Annotated in this window: 23 protein-coding genes; 3 read left to right on the top strand and 20 right to left on the bottom strand. The window is 54.7% G+C overall.

Annotated features, from left to right (window positions below; genetic code table 11):
- The 19 genes from minC to B9L21_RS02830 form a co-directional block, all read right to left on the bottom strand.
- Positions 1 to 693 carry a septum site-determining protein MinC gene (minC, locus tag B9L21_RS02920; RefSeq protein ID WP_063165134.1) on the bottom strand — a complete coding sequence of 231 codons (693 nt, stop codon included), beginning with the start codon at positions 691 to 693 and terminating at the stop codon, positions 1 to 3.
- Between the two features lie 40 nt (positions 694 to 733).
- Positions 734 to 1252, bottom strand: a complete 519-nt coding sequence (gene mreD, locus B9L21_RS02915; RefSeq protein WP_063165133.1) for a rod shape-determining protein MreD — start codon at positions 1250 to 1252, stop codon at positions 734 to 736.
- Positions 1249 to 2115, bottom strand: a complete 867-nt coding sequence (gene mreC / locus B9L21_RS02910; protein ID WP_063165132.1) for a rod shape-determining protein MreC — start codon at positions 2113 to 2115, stop codon at positions 1249 to 1251. The genes mreD and mreC overlap by 4 nt, the downstream gene beginning before the upstream one ends.
- Positions 2116 to 2135: 20 nt before the next feature.
- The gene (locus B9L21_RS02905) at positions 2136 to 3158 is read right to left on the bottom strand and encodes a rod shape-determining protein (protein WP_063165131.1); all 1023 of its coding nucleotides are present in this window, start codon (positions 3156 to 3158) and stop codon (positions 2136 to 2138) included.
- Positions 3159 to 3315: 157 nt separating this feature from the next.
- Complete coding sequence (radC, locus tag B9L21_RS02900; RefSeq protein WP_063165130.1) at positions 3316 to 3996, bottom strand: RadC family protein; 681 nt, start codon at positions 3994 to 3996, stop codon at positions 3316 to 3318.
- 117 nt (positions 3997 to 4113) lie between these two features.
- Positions 4114 to 4695, bottom strand: coding sequence for a Maf family protein (locus B9L21_RS02895; protein ID WP_063165129.1), 582 nt, complete (start codon positions 4693 to 4695; stop codon positions 4114 to 4116).
- A 118-nt stretch (positions 4696 to 4813) separates the two neighbouring features.
- Positions 4814 to 5941: a hypothetical protein gene (locus B9L21_RS02890; protein WP_063167293.1), complete on the bottom strand. Its 1128-nt coding sequence runs from the start codon at positions 5939 to 5941 to the stop codon at positions 4814 to 4816.
- A 116-nt stretch (positions 5942 to 6057) separates the two neighbouring features.
- The gene (locus B9L21_RS02885; protein ID WP_063165128.1) at positions 6058 to 6519 is read right to left on the bottom strand and encodes a prepilin-type N-terminal cleavage/methylation domain-containing protein; all 462 of its coding nucleotides are present in this window, start codon (positions 6517 to 6519) and stop codon (positions 6058 to 6060) included.
- 18 nt (positions 6520 to 6537) lie between these two features.
- Entirely contained in the window at positions 6538 to 7206 is a 669-nt protein-coding gene (locus B9L21_RS02880) for a hypothetical protein (protein WP_063165127.1), read from the bottom strand.
- The gene (locus tag B9L21_RS02875; protein WP_063167292.1) at positions 7203 to 7778 is read right to left on the bottom strand and encodes a PilN domain-containing protein; all 576 of its coding nucleotides are present in this window, start codon (positions 7776 to 7778) and stop codon (positions 7203 to 7205) included. Before B9L21_RS02875 ends, B9L21_RS02880 begins: the two co-directional genes overlap by 4 nt.
- Positions 7768 to 8697 (bottom strand): type IV pilus biogenesis protein PilM, encoded by a 930-nt coding sequence (gene pilM / locus B9L21_RS02870; RefSeq protein WP_063165126.1) that lies wholly within the window; start codon positions 8695 to 8697, stop codon positions 7768 to 7770. The genes B9L21_RS02875 and pilM overlap by 11 nt, the downstream gene beginning before the upstream one ends.
- Positions 8698 to 8723: 26 nt before the next feature.
- Positions 8724 to 9470 carry a prepilin peptidase gene (locus B9L21_RS02865; protein ID WP_063165125.1) on the bottom strand — a complete coding sequence of 249 codons (747 nt, stop codon included), beginning with the start codon at positions 9468 to 9470 and terminating at the stop codon, positions 8724 to 8726.
- A 28-nt stretch (positions 9471 to 9498) separates the two neighbouring features.
- Positions 9499 to 10041, bottom strand: coding sequence for a prepilin-type N-terminal cleavage/methylation domain-containing protein (locus B9L21_RS02860; RefSeq protein ID WP_063165124.1), 543 nt, complete (start codon positions 10039 to 10041; stop codon positions 9499 to 9501).
- A gap of 87 nt (positions 10042 to 10128) precedes the next feature.
- Positions 10129 to 11340: a type II secretion system F family protein gene (locus B9L21_RS02855; RefSeq protein WP_063165123.1), complete on the bottom strand. Its 1212-nt coding sequence runs from the start codon at positions 11338 to 11340 to the stop codon at positions 10129 to 10131.
- Positions 11327 to 12382: a type IV pilus twitching motility protein PilT gene (locus B9L21_RS02850; RefSeq protein ID WP_063165122.1), complete on the bottom strand. Its 1056-nt coding sequence runs from the start codon at positions 12380 to 12382 to the stop codon at positions 11327 to 11329. The genes B9L21_RS02855 and B9L21_RS02850 overlap by 14 nt, the downstream gene beginning before the upstream one ends.
- 12 nt (positions 12383 to 12394) lie before the next feature.
- Positions 12395 to 14059, bottom strand: coding sequence for a GspE/PulE family protein (locus B9L21_RS02845; RefSeq protein WP_063165121.1), 1665 nt, complete (start codon positions 14057 to 14059; stop codon positions 12395 to 12397).
- On the bottom strand, positions 14056 to 15414 hold the full coding sequence (locus tag B9L21_RS02840; protein ID WP_063165120.1) for a G5 domain-containing protein: 1359 nt from the start codon (positions 15412 to 15414) through the stop codon (positions 14056 to 14058). The genes B9L21_RS02845 and B9L21_RS02840 overlap by 4 nt, the downstream gene beginning before the upstream one ends.
- Positions 15415 to 15430: 16 nt before the next feature.
- Complete coding sequence (locus B9L21_RS02835) at positions 15431 to 16210, bottom strand: PRC-barrel domain-containing protein (RefSeq protein ID WP_063165119.1); 780 nt, start codon at positions 16208 to 16210, stop codon at positions 15431 to 15433.
- Positions 16200 to 17954 carry a hypothetical protein gene (locus B9L21_RS02830; RefSeq protein ID WP_174539023.1) on the bottom strand — a complete coding sequence of 585 codons (1755 nt, stop codon included), beginning with the start codon at positions 17952 to 17954 and terminating at the stop codon, positions 16200 to 16202. Before B9L21_RS02830 ends, B9L21_RS02835 begins: the two co-directional genes overlap by 11 nt.
- An 89-nt stretch (positions 17955 to 18043) precedes the next feature.
- On the opposite strand from B9L21_RS02830, the gene B9L21_RS02825 reads away from it, so the two are divergent.
- The 3 genes from B9L21_RS02825 to B9L21_RS02815 are packed head-to-tail and all read left to right on the top strand — an operon-like array spanning position 18044 to position 20805.
- Complete coding sequence (locus B9L21_RS02825; protein ID WP_063165118.1) at positions 18044 to 18655, top strand: prepilin-type N-terminal cleavage/methylation domain-containing protein; 612 nt, start codon at positions 18044 to 18046, stop codon at positions 18653 to 18655.
- Complete coding sequence (locus B9L21_RS02820) at positions 18639 to 19214, top strand: PilW family protein (RefSeq protein WP_063165117.1); 576 nt, start codon at positions 18639 to 18641, stop codon at positions 19212 to 19214. The genes B9L21_RS02825 and B9L21_RS02820 overlap by 17 nt, the downstream gene beginning before the upstream one ends.
- Before the next feature lie 13 nt (positions 19215 to 19227).
- Positions 19228 to 20805, top strand: a complete 1578-nt coding sequence (locus B9L21_RS02815; protein ID WP_063165116.1) for a hypothetical protein — start codon at positions 19228 to 19230, stop codon at positions 20803 to 20805.
- A gap of 111 nt (positions 20806 to 20916) precedes the next feature.
- On the opposite strand, the gene B9L21_RS02810 is transcribed toward B9L21_RS02815, so the two are convergent.
- On the bottom strand, positions 20917 to 24132 hold the full coding sequence (locus tag B9L21_RS02810; protein WP_063165115.1) for a vWA domain-containing protein: 3216 nt from the start codon (positions 24130 to 24132) through the stop codon (positions 20917 to 20919).
- Between the last annotated feature and the right edge of the window lie 27 nt (positions 24133 to 24159).

Here is a 24159-nt window from a genome sequence, read left to right as displayed (position 1 = left end):
TTACATTCTCCTTTCTAAGCGCGTCAAATTCGGCCGCAAATGCATGAGCAGCTGCAGGCGGTCGACAACAATTTGATTCTGTTCATTAATATAGGCACATTCCATCTCATTTCCTTCGTCCGTTTTGTAATCGGGAGCACGATTCATGACATCGCTGATGCGCAGCTGCATCGGCTTCATCACCGACGCGGCGATAATCGCCTCTTTATTTCCGGCATATCCGGCGTGAGCGATGCCGCGCAAGGCGCCGAGGATGAAAATGTTGCCTCCGGCAATGACCGTTCCGCCGGGGTTCACATCGCCGAGCAGCAGCAAATCCCCCTCCACATGGAGCACTTGCCCGGAACGAATAATACGCGAGACAGTGACGATTTTCGTTTTCTGTATCCATTCGATCGCTTCCGCTTTCGACATCACATTGCTTTCGATCGAATCGACGACCAAATTTTTCGAACGGCGGATGAGCGCACGCAACTCCTCCTCTTGGGCGGGCGTCAAGTAGCGGTTCCCGACTTTCAGATGGACGGAGACGAGCGGGCTGTTGGGCGCGACGCCGGAGTGTTTGACGAGCCGCTCCTCGATCTCTTTCAACAAATCGTCGTACGAGCAACGGTCATCAAGATGCAGCGTCAGCCCATCTTTCGTCCCTTTAATCGTCACGTACTGCTGCTTTTGTTTTGCCACAACGTTCACCCCAACGAATAATTCTACAGAACGGGCCGTTTTTCCTCTTTTATTCTTCCTGCTCCAACCGGCGAATTTTTGCCAGCCACCGTCCGAGCGGGTACGAGAAGATGAGAAAAAACGCGATGTTTACCAGCAACGTCGGCCATAAACGACGATCCCAAAAAACGGAAAACGGCCAATCCGTCCGCCCGATCAACAGCTGAATGCCGTACACGTAACTGTCAAGCAACGCAATGGCCGACAGCGACAGCAAAAAAACAACGAGCCAGCTCTGGTGAAACCATTTCATCGCTTTGCCCGCTACATAGGCGATGAGCGTGTAGGCAAACGCGTAAACGCCAAGCAGCTCCGTATAGACGTAATCGTACAGGAACCCGAAAACGAACCCGTACCCCATCGCCCGCGTCCCACCGAGATACACAGCCGTCAGCACTAAAAAAATGAGAAAAAAACGGGGAACAAAAAAATAGCGGACATATACGTCACCCTTCGGCCACACATCAACAAAAATGCTTTCGCTGACAAAACATAACACCGCAAGGAAAGGGAGCTGCCACTTTTTCACTTTGCCTCCTCCTCTTCTTGCAGTGCCGCATCGATTTTTCGTTTCACAATCATCACATCATCAATATCATACAAGTTGGCAAACGGCTTGACATAGACGACTTGCGTCAGTCCGTACTGATCCGGCTTGACCTCGGTCACTTCGCCGATCGGCAATCCTTTCGGAAACACGCCGCCGAGGCCGGAAGTCAACACTTTTTGCTTCTTTTTCACCTTGGCGTCAATCGGAATTTCGCCAAGCAACAGTTCGCGCCGCTTTTCATCATATCCTTCGATTAACCCGAATACATTTTCATTCCCTTGGACGTAAGCGGAAATGCGGTTGTTTTGGTCAAGCGCGCTCAGCAGTTGCACCGTGGACGTAAATTGCGAAGCGTGCTGCACCTTGCCGACGAGCCCAGCCGGGGTAATGACCGCCATATCTTTTTTCACCCCGTGCTGCGCGCCTTTGTTGACAATGATCGTCTCCCGCCAGCGGTCCGGGTTTCGTCCGATCACCGTCGCCTGAATCGGAATAAAATCGCGCAAGCTCTCCTTTTTATCAAGCAGCGCGCGCAGCCGCTCATTTTCCTGGCGCAGCGCTTCGACCTCTGTCTGCAGCGCCGCGTATTCTTCAAGCCTTGCTTTCAACAACTCGTTTTCCGCATATGTATGGCGGAGGTCGTTCACATTTTCAAAGAAGCCCGCGACAAACTGTGCGGGCTTCCCAAACAGAAGCTGAACAAAACCGGCAGTGTCTTTGATAAACTGCTCCGGCCACGTCAGTTCCTCGCGGCTGCGCAGCGAAAAGCCGATCAACATGACAAGAATGACAATGCTGACAAGCAAAAAAATGAGGCGCTTATTTCCGAAAAACTGTGGCATGCATCAGCACCTTCTTACTGTCAGCGATGGTCTCTCGCCTTGTTTTTAAACAAGTCAATATGGTCGAGCGCCTTGCCGGTGCCGATCGCCACGCAATCCAACGGATTTTCAGCGACGATGACCGGCATGTCCGTTTCCTTGCTGATGACTTTGTCCAAATTGCGCAGCAAAGCCCCGCCGCCTGTCAACACAATGCCGCGGTCCATAATGTCGGCGGCCAGCTCCGGCGGTGTTTTTTCGAGCGTGTTTTTCACCGAGTCAACGATCGCATAAACGGTATCGCGCAGCGCCTCTGCCACTTCTTCCGCGCTAATTTCGATCGTTTTCGGCAGCCCGGTCAGTAAGTCGCGGCCGCGAATTTCCATTTTGCCGATCCCTTCCGGATTTCCGGCAGAGCCGATTTCCATTTTGATCGCCTCTGCCGTCCGCTCACCGATCATCAAATTGTACGTTTTGCGGATGTATTGAATGATGGCCTCATCCATTTCATCGCCGGCAATGCGAATCGACTGGCTCGTCACGATGCCGCCGAGCGAAATGACCGCCACCTCGGTCGTGCCGCCGCCAATGTCCACGACCATGCTGCCGGTCGGCTCCCATACCGGCAAGTTAGCGCCGATCGCCGCGGCAAACGGCTCTTCAATCGTATACGCGTCGCGCGCTCCGGCCTGGCGCGTCGCATCGATGACCGCCCGCTCTTCGACCGCTGTGATGCCATACGGCACACATACCATCACATACGGCTTGCCAGCGAACAGTCCTTTCGTTTTGATGGCTTTGCGGATATAGTATTTCATCATCGTCGCTGTCGTCTCGTAGTCAGCAATGACGCCATCTTTCATCGGCCGCAGCGCCACGATGTTGCCCGGCGTGCGCCCGATCATGTTTTTCGCTTCATTGCCGACGGCGACAATTTGCTTTGTATCGCGCTGAATGGCAACGACGGACGGCTCTCTGAGCACGATTCCTTTTCCTTTTACGTAAACGAGCGTATTCGCTGTCCCTAAGTCGATCCCGAGATCTTTTGTTCCAAATCCAAACATATTGTTGATCTTCCTTTCCGAAACGAAATGCATATCATCTTTATATTGGCAAAATTGGTCGGATGTCAGTCATTTATAAGTTGCACAGCACCGCCCAAACGGATTCGGAAAAACTCATAATTGATATTATACCTGATTCGACAAAAAATGAGAACCGTTAGACATAGCCTTTTTCTTTCAAACTGATGAATTTTTGATCGCCGATAATGAGATGGTCAAGAAGCTCGATGCCGATCATGCGCCCGCATTCGGCGAGCCGCTTTGTGACATCGATGTCCTCGCGGCTTGGCGTCGGGTCGCCAGAGGGGTGGTTATGCACGCAAATGACTGAGGCGGCGGATCGTTTGATCGCCTCTTTAAACACTTCGCGCGGATGGACGATCGAGGCGTTTAAACTGCCGATGAACACCGTTTTGCGGTGGATGACTTGGTTTTTCGTATTCAAGTAAATGGCGACAAAATGTTCTTGCGATAAAAAGCGCATATCTTCCATCACGTATTTGGCCCCGTCCTCCGGGCAACGGATCACATAGCGGTCATTGTAGCCGGACTGGTGAATGCGCCGGCCAAGCTCAAGCGCAGCCAAAATTTGCGCCGCTTTCGTCGGCCCGATTCCTTTGATGTTTGTCATTTCTTCCACCGTCGCATCTTTCAGCAACCTCAGTCCTTCAAAATGACGAAGAAGACGCTGGGCGAGCTGCACGACCGACTCGTCTTTCGTCCCGGTGCGCAGCAAAATCGCCAATAACTCATGGTCAGACAAGCTTTCCGGCCCTGATGACAGCAACCGTTCACGCGGCCGGCTGTCTCTCGGTACATCGCGAATCATCCACGCCATCCTATCTCCCCTTTTCTATGATTATCGTCTCCCCTTCCACCGGGGAGCAAAGCCCGCTTGCAGGCCCTATTCAGTCCGTCCAAAGCCCCGGCGGCCAGCCGTCCGCGTTTTTCGCTCCTACGCTTCTGGCGGAGGCCAACCGAGCCGGCGCAGTTCTCTTACCGTCCGCGACAGCGGCAGACCGACGACAGTGAAGTAGTCGCCTTCAATCCGTTTGACAAACAGGGCGGCCCGGCCTTGAATGCCATACGCCCCCGCCTTGTCCATCGGCTCCCCGGTCGCAATGTAGGCGGCGATCTCTTCTTCGCTTAACTCCCAAAACGTCACCGCCGTTTTTTCCGCAAACGACACCGCTTCCCCGTCCGGCGTTGCAATGGCGACACCGGTCCACACCTCATGCGTCTTTCCAGACAAAAGGCGCAACATATGAAACGCTTCCTCGGCGGTGCACGGCTTCCCTAAAAAGCGATCACCGTACACAACCATCGTGTCAGCGCCAAGAATGTACGCATCGGATATAGATGATGCGACCGCCTCGACTTTCCGGCGGGCAAGCGTTTGAACAGCTTCATCGGGAGGCGTTCCGGGAGCGATCGTCTCATCGGCTTGGCTTTCTTGCACATCAAACGGCCAGCCGGTCATCTCGAGGAGCTGTTTGCGGCGCGGGGAGCGGGAAGCAAGCACGAGCCGTGGGGGCATTGTACATTCTCCTTTCCTTCGCTTCGGTTCGGAAGATTCATTTGTATCGTAGCAAACTTTTCACGGAAAGGCAATTTTCCACAATCAAAGAGCAAAAAAAGAAAAAACGGAGCCATTTTCAGCTCCGCGGCGGCACAAGTTCCATATACACGCTTAGCGCCTCAAGCAGCTGCTGCTGGGCCTTGCCAAGCAATGCTTCGTCTTGATTTTCTTTGTAGGCGGCAAGCGCCAAATACGCCTGTTTTAACGCTTCGACATAATTCCGGACCGTTTTGTTGTTTGTCGCTTCGCTTTTTTCCAATGAACCGTACGCCTTGCTTAGCGCCTGCCATTCCTCCTCGCTTGCACCTTTGCCGGCAAGCAAGGCGGCAGAGAGCGCGGCCATGTCTCCGTACAGCGCCTCTCCTTTTCGCACGATATCCGACTGGCGCGCCTTCGCTTCAGGGGCGAACGACAGCTCTTTCACGTACGTGCTCGACACAGCCTTGCGGTATTTGTCGTTGACCGCCCGCAGCCCTTCCTTATCCGCGCCGACCGCAATATAAAGCGCCGCCGGCTTTTGCCCGACGACGACGACCGGCACGCCCGCCGCTTCGATCGATTTCGCCGCCCGCGCGGCCGCCTTCGTATCGGAATAAACCCCCGCTTGGATCACCGCGATCGAAAACGGCTCAGGCATTATGCTTTCGGCACGTTCGCCGCCCGTCGCTATGCCCGCTTCGGCGAGTTCTGTCATCGCTTCAGCCGCCGGCGACGGCTCCGCTTTTTCCTTCGGAATGAGGCGAAGCATGGTCATGCCAAACGCCATGCCGACTACAGCGGCAATCGCCGCCGCCAAAAACAGCGACTTGGCATGCGGCGGCAGCCGCCACAACCGCCTTGTTTGACAGGCTTTCTTCTTTTTTTGAATCGCTTCTGAAATCGGGACGATTCGTTCGTCCGCCTCTTCAAGGGCGGCTGCTTCTTCCTCTTTGGCTGTGTCAAACGCCTGCTTTTCCGCCTCTTGTTCGCCGATTTGCCGAGCGCTCCTTTGTCGTTCATCCGTTTGTCGGCTGTCCGCTTGGAACGAGCGTGCATGGTGACGGTCGTCCGGTGGTCCGTCATTGCCGAAATCTGCAGACGGGCGGTCTTCAAGTCGGTGTCCGCTGGGCTCATCCGGCTGATTCCCTTCTGATGGGCGCTTGATCGTAAACGGCCGCGGATGTCCGTTAATGTTCACCGTAATGCCCGGGCGCTGCTTGTCCATTTTGTCACCATCCTTCTTCGTGCTTCGATTTCTTTCGCCCATCTTACCATAAACGAAAAAAAAAAGAACAAGACATTTGTCGTCTTGCTCCTGCTTCTTTTCTTCATTTTCCGACATCATCGGTCACGAATCGCTTCGCCTGTTAACGCCTCGACAGGAATCGGCTGTTCGCGTCCCCCGTAATCGCAAAGCTGCTTCGTCTCCCCTTTCAAACAAACCGCATAGCCGATCCCGCCGTCTTCCTGTTTCGTCACGAGCACGTACGACGGATTCGTCTCTATGGATAGTACGTTCCCGGTAAACGGATCTCGGATCGGGTGAAGCAAGCGGTGTTCCACTAGTTCACTGTAGGACAATACCGCCGATGAACGAGCTGGCAAAAACTCGACGTTTTCTGCGCCGACATACAGCCGCGCCGCCTCATACAAACTATACGCATCGGAAACAAACGCCCGCTCGCGCGCCTTTTCCACCACAGCAAGCATGGCGATGACGGCAACCGCCGCCGCAATGCCGACGATCACCAATACGGCCAACAATTCAATGAGCGTCATTCCGCGCTTTGTCCGAATCAGCATGCTGCTCTCCCCGGCTGGCTACGGGCTCACTGATGGCGCGGTTTCCGTCAACGGATTGTCCTTGCCGCTTGGCGGCGGCACATCCCGCACCGGCAAGAGCTGCTTCCATTTTTCAAGCTGCGGCGCGTAAAAGGCGCGTACGGTTAACGAATACGTCAACGGCTGGACATCGGTCGCCGTTGAGGTCAACTCCGGCTGCCCGGTAAACGTGAGCGACTCAATGGCCATAATGCGCTCGGCCCGCTCTAACGTTTGTAAAAACTGCTCAAGCTGGTAATACGATGGCGACTGAACCGTCAGCTGCGCGCTCACCGTCTCAATGCCGGCTGGGGCGTCCTCCTTTTCCTCTCCGTTCCCCTGCGCTTGTTCGGAAAAACGAACGTTTAACAGCACGCTGTCCGAGACGTATTCCGCCTTTTGAAACTCAAGCAACAGCTGGTCGGTGAGCGGGCGGACCGGCACTTTTTTTTGCAGCGCGGCGAGGCTTTCCAACGCCTCTCCTTCCTTTGGCGAAATGTTTTGCTCCATGGCGGCGAGCACTTTTTTCTCGCTTTGCACTATGGCGGCGAGCCGATCGATTTCCTGGTAGCGCGGCGCCAACAAGAGAACATAAAACGCAGCGGCGATGGCGGCAACCAGCAGCAACAAAACGGAAACGGCTAGCCATTTGTTTACGCGACCGGTCATGGCGATGCCTCCTTTTTTTCGGCTTGGCCGATTTTTAGTTCGTATTGCGCCATGTAGCGCGGCACAGTCATTTCCGTCTCAACTTCACCGCTTGGACCGCTGGCAGAAACCCCTGTCAGCTTCACCTCTTCGACTATGTCCAACGCCTCTAACCGGGCTAAATAATACGCCGCTTCTTCGGCGGTGTCAAACTGAACCGTCATCGTCACCGTCTGGCGGTCGGCATAAGCAAAATTCATGACAAATCCGCGCTCAGGCAGCTCTTTTGTCAGCGCGCGCAACAACGGCACCGTTTTGAGCGGATAGCGGTTCGCCCACTCAACCGCCTTGGACAGCTCTTGCCGCCCTTGCTGCTGCTCGGCGTCCCTCTGTTTGGCGGCTGCCGCGGCCTGCAAGGCGCGCACTTGCTTCAGTTCCGCTTCAAGCGCCGCTTGGCGGCTGTTGGCACGCTCCATCAGCCAGTATCCCCCGGCGGCGCCGATGAGGAGAAAAAGCACGACCGAGACCGTCAACACGACGCCGAGCGCATGACGCGGCTCTTTTCGCGGCAATAAGTTGATGTCAACGATCATCATTCATTCCCTCTTTCAACGTCAGCCCCCAGGTGAGATGATACCGGTCCGGCAGCGGATCAAGCGGGCGGGAAAGGCGCTCGGGCGACACATCAAGCCGCTCTGTCAAAGCGGCGAATGCATCGGCAAGCTGCGGGTGGTCGCCGGTGAGGAACAGGCGCGTAATTTGCTGCTTTCCTTGTCGGAGAGAAAACGAATAAAAACTCATCATCCGCTCGATTTCCTTATACACCTCCGCAAACGGGTCAACGATCGGCATCGTTCGCTCCCCGGGCGCCTCAAGCGGCAAATGGCGCATAAACAGCGGCAAATGGCGGTGAAAGACACTTAAGTTCACCGCCGATTCGTCAAGCTGCACGAGCAAAATATGATCATCCGCCGCTGCCTGTCCGGCGGCGTAAAACGGACGGTAAGCGCAAAGCGGCGACACGTCGGCCGCCACTGGCCGCAAATCGACGTCCTCAAGGAGCGCAGCATATTCCGCCACCGCTTCTTCCGGTGCGGCAAACAGCAGCACGTTTAGCGCTTCTTCCGTCCGTTCGGCCACCGCGTAGTCAAACACTGGATCGGCAAACGGAAGCGGGATCGATTCGCCAAGCTCCATAAACAAATACCCGCGAATGTCATCGTCCGGCAAATGAGGAGGAAGCGGCACGCTGCGAATCATGACGAACGGATCGGGGACGACAAAGCGGACGCGCCGCCCGCTAAGCTTCCATTCGTCGACGCATTCATCCAAAATTATCGCCAATGTTTCCCCATCAACGATTTTTCCGTCACGAATGACACCGGGCGGCAGCTCGCGCTCGCCCCACCGCTTCGCCTCCGGCGGATCGCCCGGCTTCGCTTCGACATAACGGATCATATGATCTTTAATCACGATGTTCGCCTGTTTCGCCTTTCGCCGCCATAACGCCATCTTCGATTGCTCCCTTTCTGCCGTCTTTACGTAATCAACTGTATATACGAGCGCACGATCACTTCGCCGAAGAAAAAGGCCGTCAGCGCCCCAAGAGCGATCGCCGGGGCAAACGGCATCGGCACGCCGCGCCGCACACGGCCGAGCGCCATGCCGATCAACCCGATCACCGTACCGTACAGCGTCGCCAAGAAAAACGCGAGCAACACCATTTTCCAGCCAAGCACAAACCCGAGCACGGCAAACAGTTTCACATCTCCCCCGCCCATCCCGCCTTTTGACAGCACAGCGATCAATAGCAACAACAAAAACCCCGCCGCTGCGCCAATGAGCATGTCCATCCACGGCAAAAACGGAAGGAAGAGCCGTTCTATCAAAAACAGGGCGGCAAATGCCGCAAGCACCCGGTCCGGGATGAGCATATAGCGAATGTCGGACACAACGATGATGGCCAAAAGCGCAATCAACGTCCAAGCGATGATAAGCCGCCCGCCCCAACCGACCCACATCGGCGCGGCGGTAAACAAGCTGGCCGTCGCCACTTCCATCAGCGGGTAAAGCGGGGAAATGCGCCCCCCGCACCCTTTGCACCGCCCGCGCTGCACAACGTACGACACAACCGGAATAAGCTCCCTCGCCGACAGCGTCCGCCCGCACGCCGGACAATGCGACCGCGGCCGGACGATCGACTCCCCGACCGGCACCCGCAGCCCGACGACGTTAAAGAAGGAGGCGAGGAGGAGGGAGTAAAGGAAAATACTTAACTTTACCATTTCTAAACTAACCTACGTAAAACACCTTTTATGGACGAACTTCGGAACGTTTCAAATCATCTTCCGCAACAGCATTATTTTCCTCTTGACTTTGCACTCCGCGTTGCGCATTTACTAGTTTTACGCGATAATAAAATTTATTATTATCATTTATGATAATAACATAAGACCCGGAAGTCGGCTCACTCACAGTACCATCTTTAATTGGACTTCCGTTTACATTAAGATCATCAGTAATTTGACTCTCCCCCGGAATGGCCTCTGTATAGCCATTTTGAGTTTTGTCAGGATCTTTTACAGTCTCTAAATACCCATTATCTTCTAAATACTTAAGTGAAATCGCCTTCGCCTTCCCATTCGCCGGTATCAAATCCTTATCCGCCGTCACAGCGATTTTCGCTGCGTTGATCATTTGCTGTGCATTTGCTACGTGCGCATCTTTTTTCGAATTGTCAATCAATCCCCCAATCGCCGGAATCGCAATCGCCGCAATGATCCCTAAAATGACGATGACGGCGAGCAGTTCGATGAGCGTCAGGCCGCGCTCGTTTTTGATCATTCGCTTCAACATTGTTCCCTCTCCCTTTCCAACAAAATTAGAACGTTTTCCCTATTATTCTACAACAAGGCAATAAAAATAGGAATATGTTCTTATTGTCTATTGTTGGATATGATTAAAAATATCGTACATCGGCACGATGATGGAAGTGACGATCGTCCCGACAACGCCGGCGAGCAGCACGATCATCAGCGGTTCGATGAGCGATTTGAGCCGATCGGTGCCGGCGTCGACTTCGGCTTCGTAAAAGTCGGCGACTTTGCCAAGCATGGCGTCAAGCGCCCCGGTCTGTTCGCCGATGGCGATCATTTGCGAAACGAGGGGCGGAAACGCCCAATGACGGCGGAGCGGCTCGGCGAGCGGCTGGCCGCGCTCAAGGGCGGTGCGCGCCTCATCGAGGACGGAAGCGATCACTTCATTTTCGACGACGCGCCCGGCGATCGACAGCGCTTCTAAAATCGGCACCGAGCTTGCAACAAGCGAGCTGAGCGTTCGCGTCATGCGGGCGAGCGCCGCCTTTTGCACGAGTTTGCCGAAAATCGGCAGCCGCATCGCCGCGTAATCGAAATAATACTTCATTGCCTTTTGTTGCCGAAGCGCGGCGAACAATACGTATGCGCCCACGATCAGCAACACCGCCGCCCACCAGTAGTGCTGCATTACGCCGCTCGCTTTGAGCACAAACTTCGTAATCGCCGGCAGCTCGGCGTCAAAATCGGCAAACATCTCAACAAACGTCGGCACGACAGCGACAAGCAAAAAGATGACGACCGCCGTGGCGATGATGGCGACAGCGATCGGATAGGCGAGCGCTGAAGCGATTTTTTGCCGCGTCCGATGCATTTTTTCGAAATGATCCGCAAGGCGGTCAAGCGTCTCGTCAAGCGTTCCGCTCGCCTCTCCGGCGCGCACCATGTTGACAAACAGCGGCGGAAACAGGCGCGGATGGCGTGCCGCGGCCGCCGAGAGCGGATTCCCTCCGCGCAATGACTGTTCGATGTCCGAAAGCGCCCGGGCGAGCGATTGGCTTTCGGTCTGCTCGGCTAAAATGCGAACCGAGTCGACAATCGTCACCCCCGCACGAACGAGCGTCGCAAACTGGCGCAAAAAAATGACAAAGTGCTGCAGCTTCACGGCGCGGCCGAACGAAATTTCTTTGTTCCATACCGACGGCGGCACTTCGGCAAGCACCATCGGGCGAATTCCTTTTTCCCGCAGTTTGATCACCGCCTCGCGCCGCGAGACGGCCGCGATCACCCCCGCCTTTTTCCGTCCGCTCCGATCGCGCCCTTCGTATTTAAATTGCGCCATGCTCGCCACGCTCCCCTGCCAAATACACTTCAGCCGCCAGCGGATCGATGCGTCCGTCGGCCACAAGCTCTTTGATGCTCATTTCCATCGTCTGCATGCCCGCGTTGCGGCTCGTCTGCATAATGTTGACGATTTGATGCTCCTTTTTGTTGCGGATCAAATTGGCAACGGCCGCATTGTTGATTAAAATCTCAAGCGCGGCTGTCCGCCCGCTTTTGCGGCCGTTTGGAAACAGACGCTGGGCGATGATGGCCACAAGCACGGACGCGAGCTGGAGACGAATCTGTGCCTGCTGGGCCGGCGGAAAGACGTCAATCATCCGCTCGATCGCCGCCGGCGCGCTCGCTGTATGAAGCGTGCCTAACACTAAATGCCCCGTTTCCGCGGCGGTGACCGCCGTTTGAATCGTCTCCAAATCGCGCATTTCCCCGACTAAAATGACATCCGGATCTTGGCGGAGCGCAGCGCGCAAACCAGCAGCAAAACTGCCGGTGTCAAATCCGATCTCACGCTGGTCGATGATCGATTTTCCATGTTTATGCAAATATTCGATCGGATCCTCGAGCGTAATGATATGCTTCGACATCGTTTTGTTCATATAGTCGATCATCGCCGCCAATGTCGTCGATTTGCCGCTGCCGGTCGGCCCGGTGACAAGCACGAGCCCGTGCGGCTTTTCAGCGATGCGTTTCAGGACGCTCGGCATGCCGAGCTCCTCAAGCGTCGGAATGCGCATCGGAATGAGGCGCACAGCGAGCGACACGCACGACCGCTGTTTAAACACATTGAAACGGAAGCGCGAGACGCCGGCTATGCCGTACGAAAAATCGAGCTCCCCCGCTTCTTGGAACTGCTGCCAAAGCGGCGGCGGAATGATGGCTTTTGCCATTTGTTCGGTCTCTTCCAAACGAAGCCGCTCATGGCCGTATGCCTTCAGCTCCCCATTCAAGCGGAAAATCGGCGGCGCGCCGACGGTTAAATGCACATCGGACGCGCGGCATTCAAAGGCGGCGCGCAATAACGCCTCAAGCTTTTCCTTCATCGGTCTCACCCGTCAATGCAAAATCGCCACTTTCAGCACTTCTTCAAGCGTTGTTATCCCTTGCTTCACTTTCAGCAGCCCGTCATCAAGCAAAAAAATCATTTTGCTTTGAAGGGCGAGCTCGCGCAATTTCGAAAACGGTTCATTATTTAAAATGACGCGCCGCATCTCATCGGTAACGACGAGCAGCTCATGAATCGCCAGCCGGCCGCGGTAGCCGGTCATGTTGCACATCGGACAGCCGCGGCCGCGGACGAGCGTTCGCACCTCGATTCCGCGGCGGGCGAAAATTTCTTTCTCCCGCTTCGTCGGTTCATACGCTTCTTGACAGTCGCGGCAGACGCGGCGCACGAGCCGCTGGGAAACGACGCCGGCGAGCGAGGTCGCGACTAAAAACGGCTCAATTCCCATATCGATCAACCGGGTGATCGTGCTTAACGCATCGTTCGTATGAAGCGTGCTTAACACTAAATGGCCGGTGAGCGAGGCGCGAATCGCCACTTCAGCCGTCTCGCGGTCGCGAATTTCCCCGACCATAATGATGTTCGGGTCTTGACGCAAGATCGAGCGAAGCCCTTGAGCGAACGTCAAACCGACGTTTGGGTTCACTTGAATTTGGTTGACTCCTTCAATTTGGTATTCGACCGGATCTTCAATCGTAATGATGTTCACTTCTTCACGGTTTAAATGGTTTAAAGCGGCATATAACGTCGACGATTTTCCCGAACCGGTCGGCCCGGTGATCAGCACGATGCCGTTTGGCCGTTCAATTAAGCGGATGAAACGATCGAGGTTCACCGAGTTAAAGCCGAGTTTATGAATGTCGTTCAAGGCCGCCCCTAGATCGAGGACACGCATAACGATTTTCTCCCCGTACACCGTCGGCAATGTGGAAACGCGCAAATCGACGGGGTGAAAATCGATATCCATTTTCATCCGGCCGTCTTGCGGAACGCGATGTTCCGTGATATCCATATTGGCTAAAATTTTAATTCTCGCCGTCAACATGCTTTGCATATGTTTCGGCAGCGCCCGCTCGGTGCGGAGAAGACCGTCGATCCGGTAGCGGATGAGCACCTTCGTCTCCTGCGGGTCGATATGAATATCGCTCGCCCGCTGCTCGACGGCAAGCTGCAAAATTTGATTCACCAACCGGACAATCGGGGAATCCTCTTCATCGGCCCGCTCGTCTTCGCGCGTCTCCGGCGTCGGTGCCTGCAAAAAATCATCCAACCCCTCATCGATGTCGTAATATTTATTAATCGCCCGCAAAATATCATCTTTCGAGGCGATCGCCGTCTCGATTTGAAACCCGGTTGAAAGGCGCAGATCATCAATGACGAAAAAGTCCATCGGATCAGCCATAGCGACGAGCAGCCGCTCGCCTTCGACTTTGAGCGGCATCACCATATGGCGGCGGGCGAATTCTTTCGAAACAAGGCTTGTGGCTTTCGGATCGACCGGATAGCGGTATAAGCTGACATGGGGAATGCCAAGCTGAAACTCGAGCACTTCAATCAGCTGCTGCTCGGTAATGTAGCCGCGCTGCAACAAGGCATCGCCAAGCTTTTGTCCGGGCGCCTTCTCACGCAGCGCTTCGGCGAGCTGCTCTTCCGTAATCAATCCCGCTTCGACAAGCAAATCGCCAAGCCGTTTCCGTTCTTGCTTTTTGCTCATTTTTCTTCCCCCCCGCTCGCTTCCGTCTCCCCTTTGCCGCCGGCAGCAGGTGCGGATTCCTTATCGCCCGCTTCATCGCCTTCTTTTGGCACCGTTCCGCTCTTCGCATCGTCTTCGCTACGTTCTGCCGCCGGCGGGTTCGGTGATTCCGCCGATTCACTGTCTCCGCTTTCCGTTGGTTCGCCTTCCCCATCACCGCTTGGCTCAACGCTGCTTTCCGGAATCTCGAGACCGCGCACTTCAATCGTGTACGCCGGCGGGTAAAAATCTTCACTGACCGTTTCTTTGCGCACAAGCCGCGCCCCGTCGCGCACCTCGCGCGTCACTTCAATTAGCAGACCCGAGCGGCCGGCTTGTTTCGTTTGCTTTGCACCCGGCGCCAAGCGCGCGTCGTATTGAACGACTGTGCGCGGCTCGATGTCTACCGCTTCACCGGTGCGAATGATATATTGATAGACAAACGGCAAGCCGGAGATCGCGGCGTGTACGTTTTGCCCGTCATACCGAAGCCAAAGCGTGTAATCAGTTGTGTTCGGGTTGTACCATTCCAAATCGCGGCCGTTGCTGATGGCCGCTTCAAAACCCAGTGTTACTCCGTCGGGCAGCGTGCGGCTCGTGTAGCGCTCGGCAATAGCAAAATTCGTTTTTAGCACTGCCTGATAAACTGCCGAAGCGATCAAATCGGCCGCTCCATCACTGAAATCCGCCTTTTCCTTTTTGAGCCAATCCCCAAGCGAAAACAGTTGCCCCGCTTCGATCGTTACGCGCCGCTCTTCCGACAGCCAGCGGGCGACCGCCGCATCAGGCAGCGGCACGGCTGCTTCGCTCACCACCGGCTCGCGTCCGTCCGGAAATGATATGTAGCTTGCTAAGTCAATGGGGGAAGACGGCGACTGCAGCCGGGACGCCCACTTCGCTAAATCCTCTCCGAGCCGCTTGACATCAAGCGCTTCAAGCGCCGATGACGGAACGACAGCTTCCAACGCTTTGAAACACTTTTCCAAATCCGCGATGACAAAAAGCGGGGTGCGCTTTCCGTCAACGAGCTGCTTCATACTTTCTTCGAGACGGAACGTAAAGACATCCGCCGACAGATCCACTTGTTTTTCTTGATATCGCAACGGAATGGATGCGGTCGCCTTCCATTCGTTCACCCGGCTAGCTACCGCCTCACGGGCTTCAGGCGCTGTCATACCAGCCAGGGACACCGGGCCGGCCGCTGTCCCTTCACCCAAGCGGCCGTCATCCGGGGCGAACGCATCATAGGCAAAGACACCAAGATGCGAAAAGGCGATAAAATAGATCGTGCAAACGGCCATCACAGCAAGCAGTTTCCACGGGGCCGCTTTTTTCACTGCCGACCCTCCCCCGTCATGCTTCCACGTTCATCGAGACATCAACGATGACACCCGGACCGGCCTCTTGCGCCTTGCGCACATCCTCTTCACGAAGCGTTGTGCCCGCCGCCAATAACAAGCGTCCATCCGCATCATAAACGTCTTTTGTCAGCCGTTTTCCGGCTAACAGCGCGACTTGTTTTTCTCGCAACGTGTGCAGCGCCTCGACGTTCTCGGCGTTTTCAGCCATCGCATCCATTTGGGCCGAAAGACCGTCTTCGTCCATTTCCGCAACCGGTTGACCGCTTTCCGCCTTCAACAGCTGCACAGGGTCGTCAAGAAGCGATTGTTTAGCTTCGTCATGAACGACCAAAATATCTTTGCCGTACGTCAATACTTCCGTCGCCGGCAGCACCGCTTCTCTGTTTTCTAAGTGTAAAGCGATGCCGATAATCTCCCCTGTTTCTTCGTCAATAAAAAACTCGCTGGCTTCGCCGAGCAGCTGGCCTTTGCGTGTGATGGCTTTCGTGTTTTTAATGCGGATTTGCTTATTGACGAGCTGATTGGCGATCGGAATTTCCGAAAGATCGATCACATCATGCCCTGTTTCGACCGTCACGGCAAACTCGCCAATGCCGACCACTTTTTTAAACGGAATCGCTTTTAAGCTCAGCTGTACATCGTCTTGTTCAATCGTTAAAAAATCGATTGACCCTTTCTCCGGATTGATCACCAAACTTTTCACCGTGCCGATTTGCGCACCGTCCGCGATGCTGATGATCGGCAATCCAATGATTTGTGCGCTAGCTTTCATCATTTTCACCCCAACTGTTTGCTAATGTCGCGGCTGACTGCCGCCAAAGCGCCAGTTCCTCGGCTATGGCCGGGTAGGCGCGAAAACGATCGATAAGTTCATCAATCCATAGAGCTAACTGATCGTACTGTTGTTCTATTACATAATGTTCCATTAACAAACGAGCCAATACGTAATAATCGCGGTCGGAAAGCGGCGCTGCCAAGCATTGAAGAAGGCAGCGCTCATAGTCGGCAACATCGAAACGGCGGCGGTTCAGACGCAATTCAGAGGCCACCGCCTGCACGACTTCTGTGCGCACCGTTTTCCGTTCCTGCAGCCTATCTCCTTCCTGCTGTTCTCCGGCTGTCCGCTCCCGGTCTTCGTGCCATCGGCCTGCCGTTTGTCCATCTTCCTCGAACTCGCAGCATCCGGCCTGCCCGTTTGACTTTGGTTGTTGCTCCCCTTGTTGCGCAAACAGCGCGTGTCCCCCGTCCGCATCGACTGTTTGTTCAGCAGCGCCGCTCACTTCCGGCAGCAAAACGTGGGTGATGTCCGGCGACACCTCTCTAAAAGACGACCCGGACGGCGTTTCCTGCTCGGAAACGGGCTCGCTTTCATCGCCAGAGTCGTTAGCCGCTTCAGAAACAGCCAACAAGAAAGCGGCGTCACTTCGATCGATTGCCTGCAACAACCCTTGACCGCTACCGCCATCATCAGCGAGGGAGCCAGCGGACGTTCCTGCTTGCAGCGCCGCCGCTTCGATATCCGGCGTCATAGCAACCGGCAGCTCATCGAGCCAATCGTGCGGAGGGCGTGCCGGCTCATCGGCTGCAATGATTGATTCGAAAGCGGAATCGGGAAGCGGTTCCTCATCGTCCGCCTGCATCGGAAGCAAGACAGGCGCAAGCGCAGAGCGTCCTCCTCCATGCTCAGCCACTCCGCGATCTTCTCCCAAGGCAATGGGCTGCAACGAAAAAGGGGCACGCTGTTCCGCATAGGTTGCTGATTCTGACAACAGCTCAGCAGAACGTTCCACATGCTCGTTTTCGCGTTCGACGTCCTTATCCTGTTCGCGGGTTGCCCCTCGTTCATCGAAAGCTGGACTTGAGTCATCTAACCTTAACGCTGATTCATCGGAAGACATCCCCGGCTCATCGACAGTGGCTGCCGGTTCGCTCAGCGCTGACGCCGAATCTTTCAGCGCTGGCTCGAGCTCGTCTGAAGCGGGCTCGTCCACTTTCAAACCATCATGAAGGCGCATCGACACGTTCGACGAAGCCGCTCGAGAAACGGCATATCCGTGTTCCTGAACGAATGCCGTTTGCCGGGGCCTATCATCTAGGTCATTTGCCCCGCGCTGATCAGCTTCTTTGCCATTATCGTCTACCGGCTTTGTCAAGTGCACTGTTTTTTCGATCCGTTCATCATTCGGCCCGTCCCGTTCTTCCTTCCTTGTTGCCGACCGATAAAGGATGGTGCCGAGCCGGCGGTCGAACAAATAAGAAACCGCGGCCAACAAGATCCCAAGCAACAACACGATCTGCCAAAGCGGCACGGCCGATTCGGCCAGTCGGGCCAACGCGGCGATGAGAAACGCGGCTGCGACGACTATCGCGCCCCCAGCCCGGCTAAACCCAAGCGGCAACAACCAAATCGCCAAAAGAGCCAGTATGAATGCCGCAAAATCAATAACCGCCTCTTTCCACATGCCCATCCGTTCCTTCCCGGCGTAACGTTTCCAAAGGGCCGATAGACCTTCCACCCATCGTCCTCTAATCCTAAAATTCTACATGATTTGACTCGAAAATATTGTATAATAAAGTTACATATTTTGAAAGAAGGTTATGACAAATGGAAGGGGACAATTTTTTGTCATTTAGTCATAAAGACGGGTTCACCCTCATCGAAACATTGCTTGCCCTGACTTTGTTATCAGGCGTGGCGATCGGCTTGTTCTACTTTTTCACGAACGCGATGACGTATACATCCTACAACCAAGGGCGCACGGTCGCCATCAATATCGCCCGCGGTGTCGCTGCTTATATGGAAAAATTGGACTTCCCTGTGCTCGAACAACATGTCCGCCAATCGGCCAACGAACAAACGCCATTTGTAAAACTGACGGATGCCGATTGTGAACATGCGGCCATTTTCCCGGAGCCGGACGCATGCCGCGCCCAATTCGCCCCAACGATCAACAACGTCATTTACGACAACGGGCGGATCGCTGTTTTTCTCATTCCGTATGAACAGATGCACTGGGAACGGCTCACTTCATCCCCTCCTGAGGAGTTCCCGCGTTCACTGCGCGAACGGATCAGCGAAGAGGCGGAAAAAGTGCGGCAGTCTGATCCCGGCCTTGGACAGTATGCGTTGAAAATGTACGTGATCGTCCGCTGGGGCGATCGGTCAGAAGAGGCGGAATGGGTGGAAGGAGTGATCACCGATGAAACGATCCGCTAAAGCCCAAGCCGGGATGACGCTTGTCGAGCTGCTCGCTGCCGTCTCCATTTCCTTGCTCATCATCGGCGCCATTTATACCGTCTTTCTGACCGGCATTCGCGCCTATCAGCGGATCGGCATCGAGAACGAACTGCGCAGTGAGGCGGACTATGCCGTCGCTATGATGATGAACAAGCTGTACGAACTTGCTCCTGACGGCGTTGATCTAAGCGCAAGCAATGAGCGGAAGTTGACCTTCATTGAAGACCGACAACAATGGATTGACGCCTCGTCTGGATTTGTGGCCGAACATGAAAAAGACGGTGCTGCATTGACGATTTCGATTGAAAACGGAGCGCTGGCCATCAATGGGGAAGCCATTTCCTCATCACGCCTGTCGCTGGCCGCCGATTCCACACTTTCGCTCCGCTGCCTGCGCGAAGAAAAAAAGGGGGGAGCGCATCTTTGCCGCAGCGGTGTCGTCACGATGAAACTCGCCGTGCAAGACCGCAACCACGCCGACTCGGATAGCTGGCTGTATGTGCAGCCGTTTACATTAAAAACGGAGTTCGGCTTTTAAGGGGGGAATCGCAATGAACCGCCTGTGCTTGAACGAGGCCGGCTACAGTTTAGTGACAATGATGCTTGTCATCACCATCTTCTTTTTGCTCGGCTTAACGATTTTAACGGTTGCTGCTCAACAGGCGCGACTGACTCACGTGCGTGTGGAAGAGATCGAATCGTTTCAGGAAGCAGCCAACGCCATCGACGAAACGGTCGCCGCCTTAAAAGCGGCCATCGCCAAGCCGGATTTTGTCCTTTCTACACCGGCGCGCCTTGACGATGATCTAAGCCGTTGGCTGCCTGCGTTTGAACAGCGCTACGGCGTCACCATCCGCGACGCGACTGAAGAAGAGGAGATCGACCGGCAAAAGCTGTTTACCCGCGTCTTATATATTTCCGCGCCGCATGGAAACAAAACGGTCACGCGGCGCGTCATTATTGCCAACACGCCAAGCTTTTTAAAATACGCTCTCGGCTCGGCCGAAGACTTGGCTGTCAACGGCGGCGCATATATCGACGGGCATGTGTATGCGGGCAACGATGCCTATGTCACGAACGCCGCCAACTATATCGACCATTCACAGCGCCGGACCGAACCGACTTCTTTTCCAACCCTTTCGACCGACAGCGCCTGGCTTGTTCAAGGAGAGGCGTTCTCTTGCACGGGCGGAGCTGACTGCTATCAAAGAGGGACAGGAACGTTTCTGCGACAGCCCATTCACTTTTCCCATGGTTTAGAGGGAGCGACCGTCCAAAAAGAAACAGACGATTTTATTGACGTTGATTTTAATTGGACGGTGAAAGATAAGCTGCTTAATGCGGCGGGAATTGAAACGTTCAGCGATGAATACGAACAATGGATTGATAAGGGCATTCCAGACTTGCTTTCGATGCTCGAAGACCGCCTAACGGTGGTGGAGGATATTGAGTTGCTGCTTCGCCGCTCTTGGCATCAGTCTGTCCTGCTTTATCATCCGGAAGTTTCGTCGTTTTTTGTCGATCGCGGGGAAATTGATCTAAAGAAACACTGGCTCATCGTCAACGGCGATTTGTTTTTAGGCAATACCGTACAGACGCCGACAAAAGTGCGCGGCAATTTGATCGTGCTCGGCGATTTAACGATTCAAGGAAATGTCGCGTTTGACGCTTCTGTATATGTCACCGGGCGCACGCTCATTTATGATGCCGACATTAGCGGCTGGGGCGAAAAAGAACTTGTCCTTTTGACCGACGGTCCGCTTGAGCTGGCGCGCATTAACGAGTTTCATAATTCGTTCCCCCGGCAGCCGAACTTAAAAGGCTATTTTTACACAAGCAGCAACGCCACAGTCTATGCGGTTGGCTCGTACATTCATATTCAAGGCGGCTTGTTCGCTCGCGGCGATGCGTCCAAACGCGCGCCGGACGCCGACATCTCCGGCCTTGTCGTCAACGCTTATCGCGGCCGGGCAGAAAACGGATTGTCGTTCATTCCAGCGCCGGATGACGACGTCGACCAGTCGCGTCTTGTCATCCGTCACGACCCGCAAGTGCTGATCGACCGCGGGGAAGGTCTTCCGTTTGTCAAACGGTTGTCCCTCGTTGTAGACCGGTTGAAAGTAGAATAAAGAAAAGAGCGGCCTAGGTCGATCTGGCCGCCCTTTTTTTACGGGAAAAACCTTCACTCAATTGTCGATATCATTTGATCTTGCCGACAAACTTGGGGGTGTTGATGTCGATTACCAGCGGTTTCGCCCGTCGTTACCACCGTGATCTTCCGGTTCGCGAACAATCACCGTCACGTTCGCCCGAATCGGCTGCTGATCGCTCGTTTTCGCATTGGCGGTCGCTGTCACCGTCGCATAACCGACATCGTTGGCGACCAAAACCCATGCGCCGTTTTCACGGACAACCGCGACATACTCCGGTGCGGACGATTCAACGGAGCGAAGCGTTTGATCGGTCGCATGGTTCGGAACGAAGCGAAGCTGCGGCATGACTTCAAGCCGTTCGCCGACTTCCATGTACAGCACCGGGGTGCGGAACGCCATCCGTTCGAGCGGCACGATGACCGTAATCGTCGCCGACGCTTGCACGTTGCTGCCGTCAGTCGCACGGACGGTGATCGTCACCGTTCCAGGCTTTAGCGCTGTCACCGTGCCGTTTTGGTCTACCGATGCGATATTCGGGTCGCTTGATGTCCACGCAAGCGTTCTGTTCGTCGCATCGGCGGGCTCTATCGCCACTGGGATGCGTTGCTCCTCACCGACGTTCATCGTCTCTTTATAATCGCCAAGCACTAAGTGGCGGATTAATTTCTTATAACGGAACGCTACCTTCGTCGTTCCGTCACCGCGCGTCAGCCCCCCAGCCGAACGCACCGCGACAGTATACTCACCGTCATCGGAAATGGAAATCATATACGGCGAAGCGAGCGGCTGCCAGTCTGAAACCACGCCATTTCGTACGACTTGGTACTCGTACTTCACCCCTTCGCCAGCGACAAGCCCGATTACCTTCACCGTTGGCGCCTCGTTCACCATGGCGCCGTTTTCCTCCGGACCGTTTGCGGTTTCAATGGACAAATGCGGTTTCAAATAGATGCGCACTGTCCGATCATCGCTGTACGTGACAAGCAGCACGCCGTCATCGTTCGGGTCGTATTGCAGCGCTTTGACCGGCAGCTGCAGCAGTCCGTCGCTGGGTGGCTTCGCTTCTCCAACGATTTCGTCGACCGCCTGCCGTCGCCACTTCAAGATCTCTCCTTTTTCGTCTCCTCGGTAATAGAAATTCGGAAAGTCATCTAAACGAACCGTCATCCCGATTCGTTCCGACGGCGGCGTGAGCGTCGAAGTCCGTTCGCCGTAGCGGCTGTCGGTGAACGTTACGACCGCCGGCGGCAATTGGGTGCCGCCCATGGCGTAATCGGCTTGCATCACCCATTGCGCGGTCAGCGTCAGCTTGTTCAGCTGGCTATAGTCAAACGTCTGGTTGGCAAACGACCATTGTGCATAGCGTTTGCCATTTTCCGTATACGTCGTCACTTTGCCGTCTGGAACGACGGAGATGCCATCAGGCAACTGTTGGACGATCTTCACATTGCTGATCATTCCAGTCGTACTGCCCACGTAACCGACCAGCGACAAGGAATAGGTGGCACGGAAGCGGTTGTCGTCGCCATCGACAGCCCCCTGTTTAATGAGATTGATAACATTGTTGGTCAATCCTTGCAATCGCACCGTTCCCGTAAAGGTCGGCGGCGCTTCATCTTTTACGGTGACGGTCACTGTTTTCGTCAAGGACGGCTGCGGCTGGCCGTACACATCGCGATATCTCAATTCAGCGTTGAATGTATACGTCCCTTTCGCCTTAAACGAAACTGGAATAGGAATCGTGGTAGGCGAAGGGGCGCCTTGACCAATCTGATAGGGAATGGAAAATGAAATATACGCATTTTGTTTCGTCTCATCTAGCCATACTTGGCCGTTCTCGGCAACAACGACATTGCCGCCAAACGACGAAAGCGGAATGCGGATCGTCCCCGTGAGCGCCGGCGTTGTCGCGAGCTGAGAAAACCTCTGAAACAGGACGTTCAAATTTTGCGGCGTTCCTTGCCGCGCTTCCCCTCCGGCCATCGTGGACAACGCGCTCAAATAGTCCATGTCAACATCATCGCTGTCGCCGAAGCCAATAGAATAAAGGGTGATATTGCCCATTCCAAGTGCTTTGGCCACCGCTATGGCATTCGTTCGAATTCTCGTTTCCAGACTACTGTAAGTAAATGGGTAGCCGTTATTCGAAGACACCTTGATTCCATTCACATAATCTCTTCCATCGTTATAAAATTGACGGTAATTTCCTTTGTTGTCGGTAAAACGAATACCAGCCGTCCGCCCATCGCCGTACAATTCGTAAGTGACAGGAAGAGAATCCGTAATTTTTTTTCCCGTATACTCATATCCCCCAAACCAATCCGGTTTGACCTCGCGATACGTAATTGAATCGGTCGTATCCAACACGGTCGGCATGCCGTCAGTCAGAAAAATGATATACTTTTTCCTTGTCGGGTCCGTAAAATACGATCTGGCCAGAGACAAAGCGGCCGAATAGTTCGTCCCGCCGTTGGCCGTCAAACGGTTTCCTGCATCAAGTATGGCGTCTAATTGACTGACGACATTTGATTTTGATCCGAACGGAACAACACTCGTTGCCCTCACGTCATCAGAAAATGGAATCAGAGCAAACCGATCATTTGGGTGATAATTGGCTTTGAAATCATTCACCGCTGCCTGCAAAGCGGATTTGGCGCTTTGCAGCTTCATCATCGTCATGGAGCCTGACACGTCCATCACAAACACGACATCGATCGGCGGGCGAACAGGCGCCGGAACCACACCTTGCGGGATGAGCGTCACATCGAGCCGCCCTTGGGCATCGCCATCTGGCGGCTTGGCGTATTCCGGCTGTGAAAATGAGAGGGAAAAATCCAATTTCGCCGTGCTCGCCTCCGTTTGCCTCGTATACTCATAAGGCGTCTCCGGAAAGGAAAAATACACCTCTTCTTGCCCGTTTCCTAACACCCGGTAGGCATCGACAACGATTTCATAAGCGGCCGTCGCTCCTGGGGCCGATGGCCACTTGCCGCGCATATCGAGCGAAAATGTATACTTTTTCTCACCGTTTCGGTCCGGCTGTACTTCCACCGCTTCCGTCCGGTAGCTGACGGCCGTGCCGCTTTGTCCTTTCAGCTGGATGCGAATCTTAAAAAAGTCGATGCTGTTGCCCTTTCCGTCGCCGACTCCCGGAGCGGTCGCCCAGCCGGCAATTTTCTCCTCGGAAACGGAAGTGATCGCTCCCTCTTTCCGATCGGCATAAACGACATCTGCCGTGATCGGCCATATACTTGCCATCAACCAGAACAACATCCCCCATAACAGCCAGCCTCGTCGCCGCATGCGCCTCCCCTCCCGCGCCAAAGGAAC

This window comes from Geobacillus uzenensis (assembly GCF_002217665.1).
In the GTDB taxonomy this organism is placed as follows: Bacteria; Bacillota; Bacilli; order Bacillales; family Anoxybacillaceae; genus Geobacillus; species Geobacillus subterraneus.
The sequence above is the reverse complement of the archived record's forward strand: the minus strand, read 5'-3'. Positions and strand labels throughout refer to the sequence as shown.

Coding starts and splice junctions, on each gene's coding strand:
- B9L21_RS02890 (WP_063167293.1), bottom strand. CDS start 5,941: ATGGACAAGCAGCGCCCGGGCATTACGGTGAACATTAACGGACATCCG.
- B9L21_RS02865 (WP_063165125.1), bottom strand. CDS start 9,470: ATGGTAAAGTTAAGTATTTTCCTTTACTCCCTCCTCCTCGCCTCCTTC.
- pilM (WP_063165126.1), bottom strand. CDS start 8,697: ATGGCGTTATGGCGGCGAAAGGCGAAACAGGCGAACATCGTGATTAAA.
- B9L21_RS02850 (WP_063165122.1), bottom strand. CDS start 12,382: ATGAAGGAAAAGCTTGAGGCGTTATTGCGCGCCGCCTTTGAATGCCGC.
- radC (WP_063165130.1), bottom strand. CDS start 3,996: ATGGCGTGGATGATTCGCGATGTACCGAGAGACAGCCGGCCGCGTGAA.
- B9L21_RS02820 (WP_063165117.1), top strand. CDS start 18,639: ATGAAACGATCCGCTAAAGCCCAAGCCGGGATGACGCTTGTCGAGCTG.
- B9L21_RS02845 (WP_063165121.1), bottom strand. CDS start 14,059: ATGAGCAAAAAGCAAGAACGGAAACGGCTTGGCGATTTGCTTGTCGAA.
- B9L21_RS02810 (WP_063165115.1), bottom strand. CDS start 24,132: ATGCGGCGACGAGGCTGGCTGTTATGGGGGATGTTGTTCTGGTTGATG.
- B9L21_RS02815 (WP_063165116.1), top strand. CDS start 19,228: ATGAACCGCCTGTGCTTGAACGAGGCCGGCTACAGTTTAGTGACAATG.
- B9L21_RS02905 (WP_063165131.1), bottom strand. CDS start 3,158: ATGTTTGGATTTGGAACAAAAGATCTCGGGATCGACTTAGGGACAGCG.
- B9L21_RS02860 (WP_063165124.1), bottom strand. CDS start 10,041: ATGTTGAAGCGAATGATCAAAAACGAGCGCGGCCTGACGCTCATCGAA.
- B9L21_RS02835 (WP_063165119.1), bottom strand. CDS start 16,210: ATGAAAGCTAGCGCACAAATCATTGGATTGCCGATCATCAGCATCGCG.
- B9L21_RS02855 (WP_063165123.1), bottom strand. CDS start 11,340: ATGGCGCAATTTAAATACGAAGGGCGCGATCGGAGCGGACGGAAAAAG.
- B9L21_RS02885 (WP_063165128.1), bottom strand. CDS start 6,519: ATGCTGATTCGGACAAAGCGCGGAATGACGCTCATTGAATTGTTGGCC.
- mreC (WP_063165132.1), bottom strand. CDS start 2,115: ATGCCACAGTTTTTCGGAAATAAGCGCCTCATTTTTTTGCTTGTCAGC.
- B9L21_RS02825 (WP_063165118.1), top strand. CDS start 18,044: ATGGAAGGGGACAATTTTTTGTCATTTAGTCATAAAGACGGGTTCACC.
- B9L21_RS02895 (WP_063165129.1), bottom strand. CDS start 4,695: ATGCCCCCACGGCTCGTGCTTGCTTCCCGCTCCCCGCGCCGCAAACAG.
- B9L21_RS02875 (WP_063167292.1), bottom strand. CDS start 7,778: ATGATCGTTGACATCAACTTATTGCCGCGAAAAGAGCCGCGTCATGCG.
- B9L21_RS02880 (WP_063165127.1), bottom strand. CDS start 7,206: ATGACCGGTCGCGTAAACAAATGGCTAGCCGTTTCCGTTTTGTTGCTG.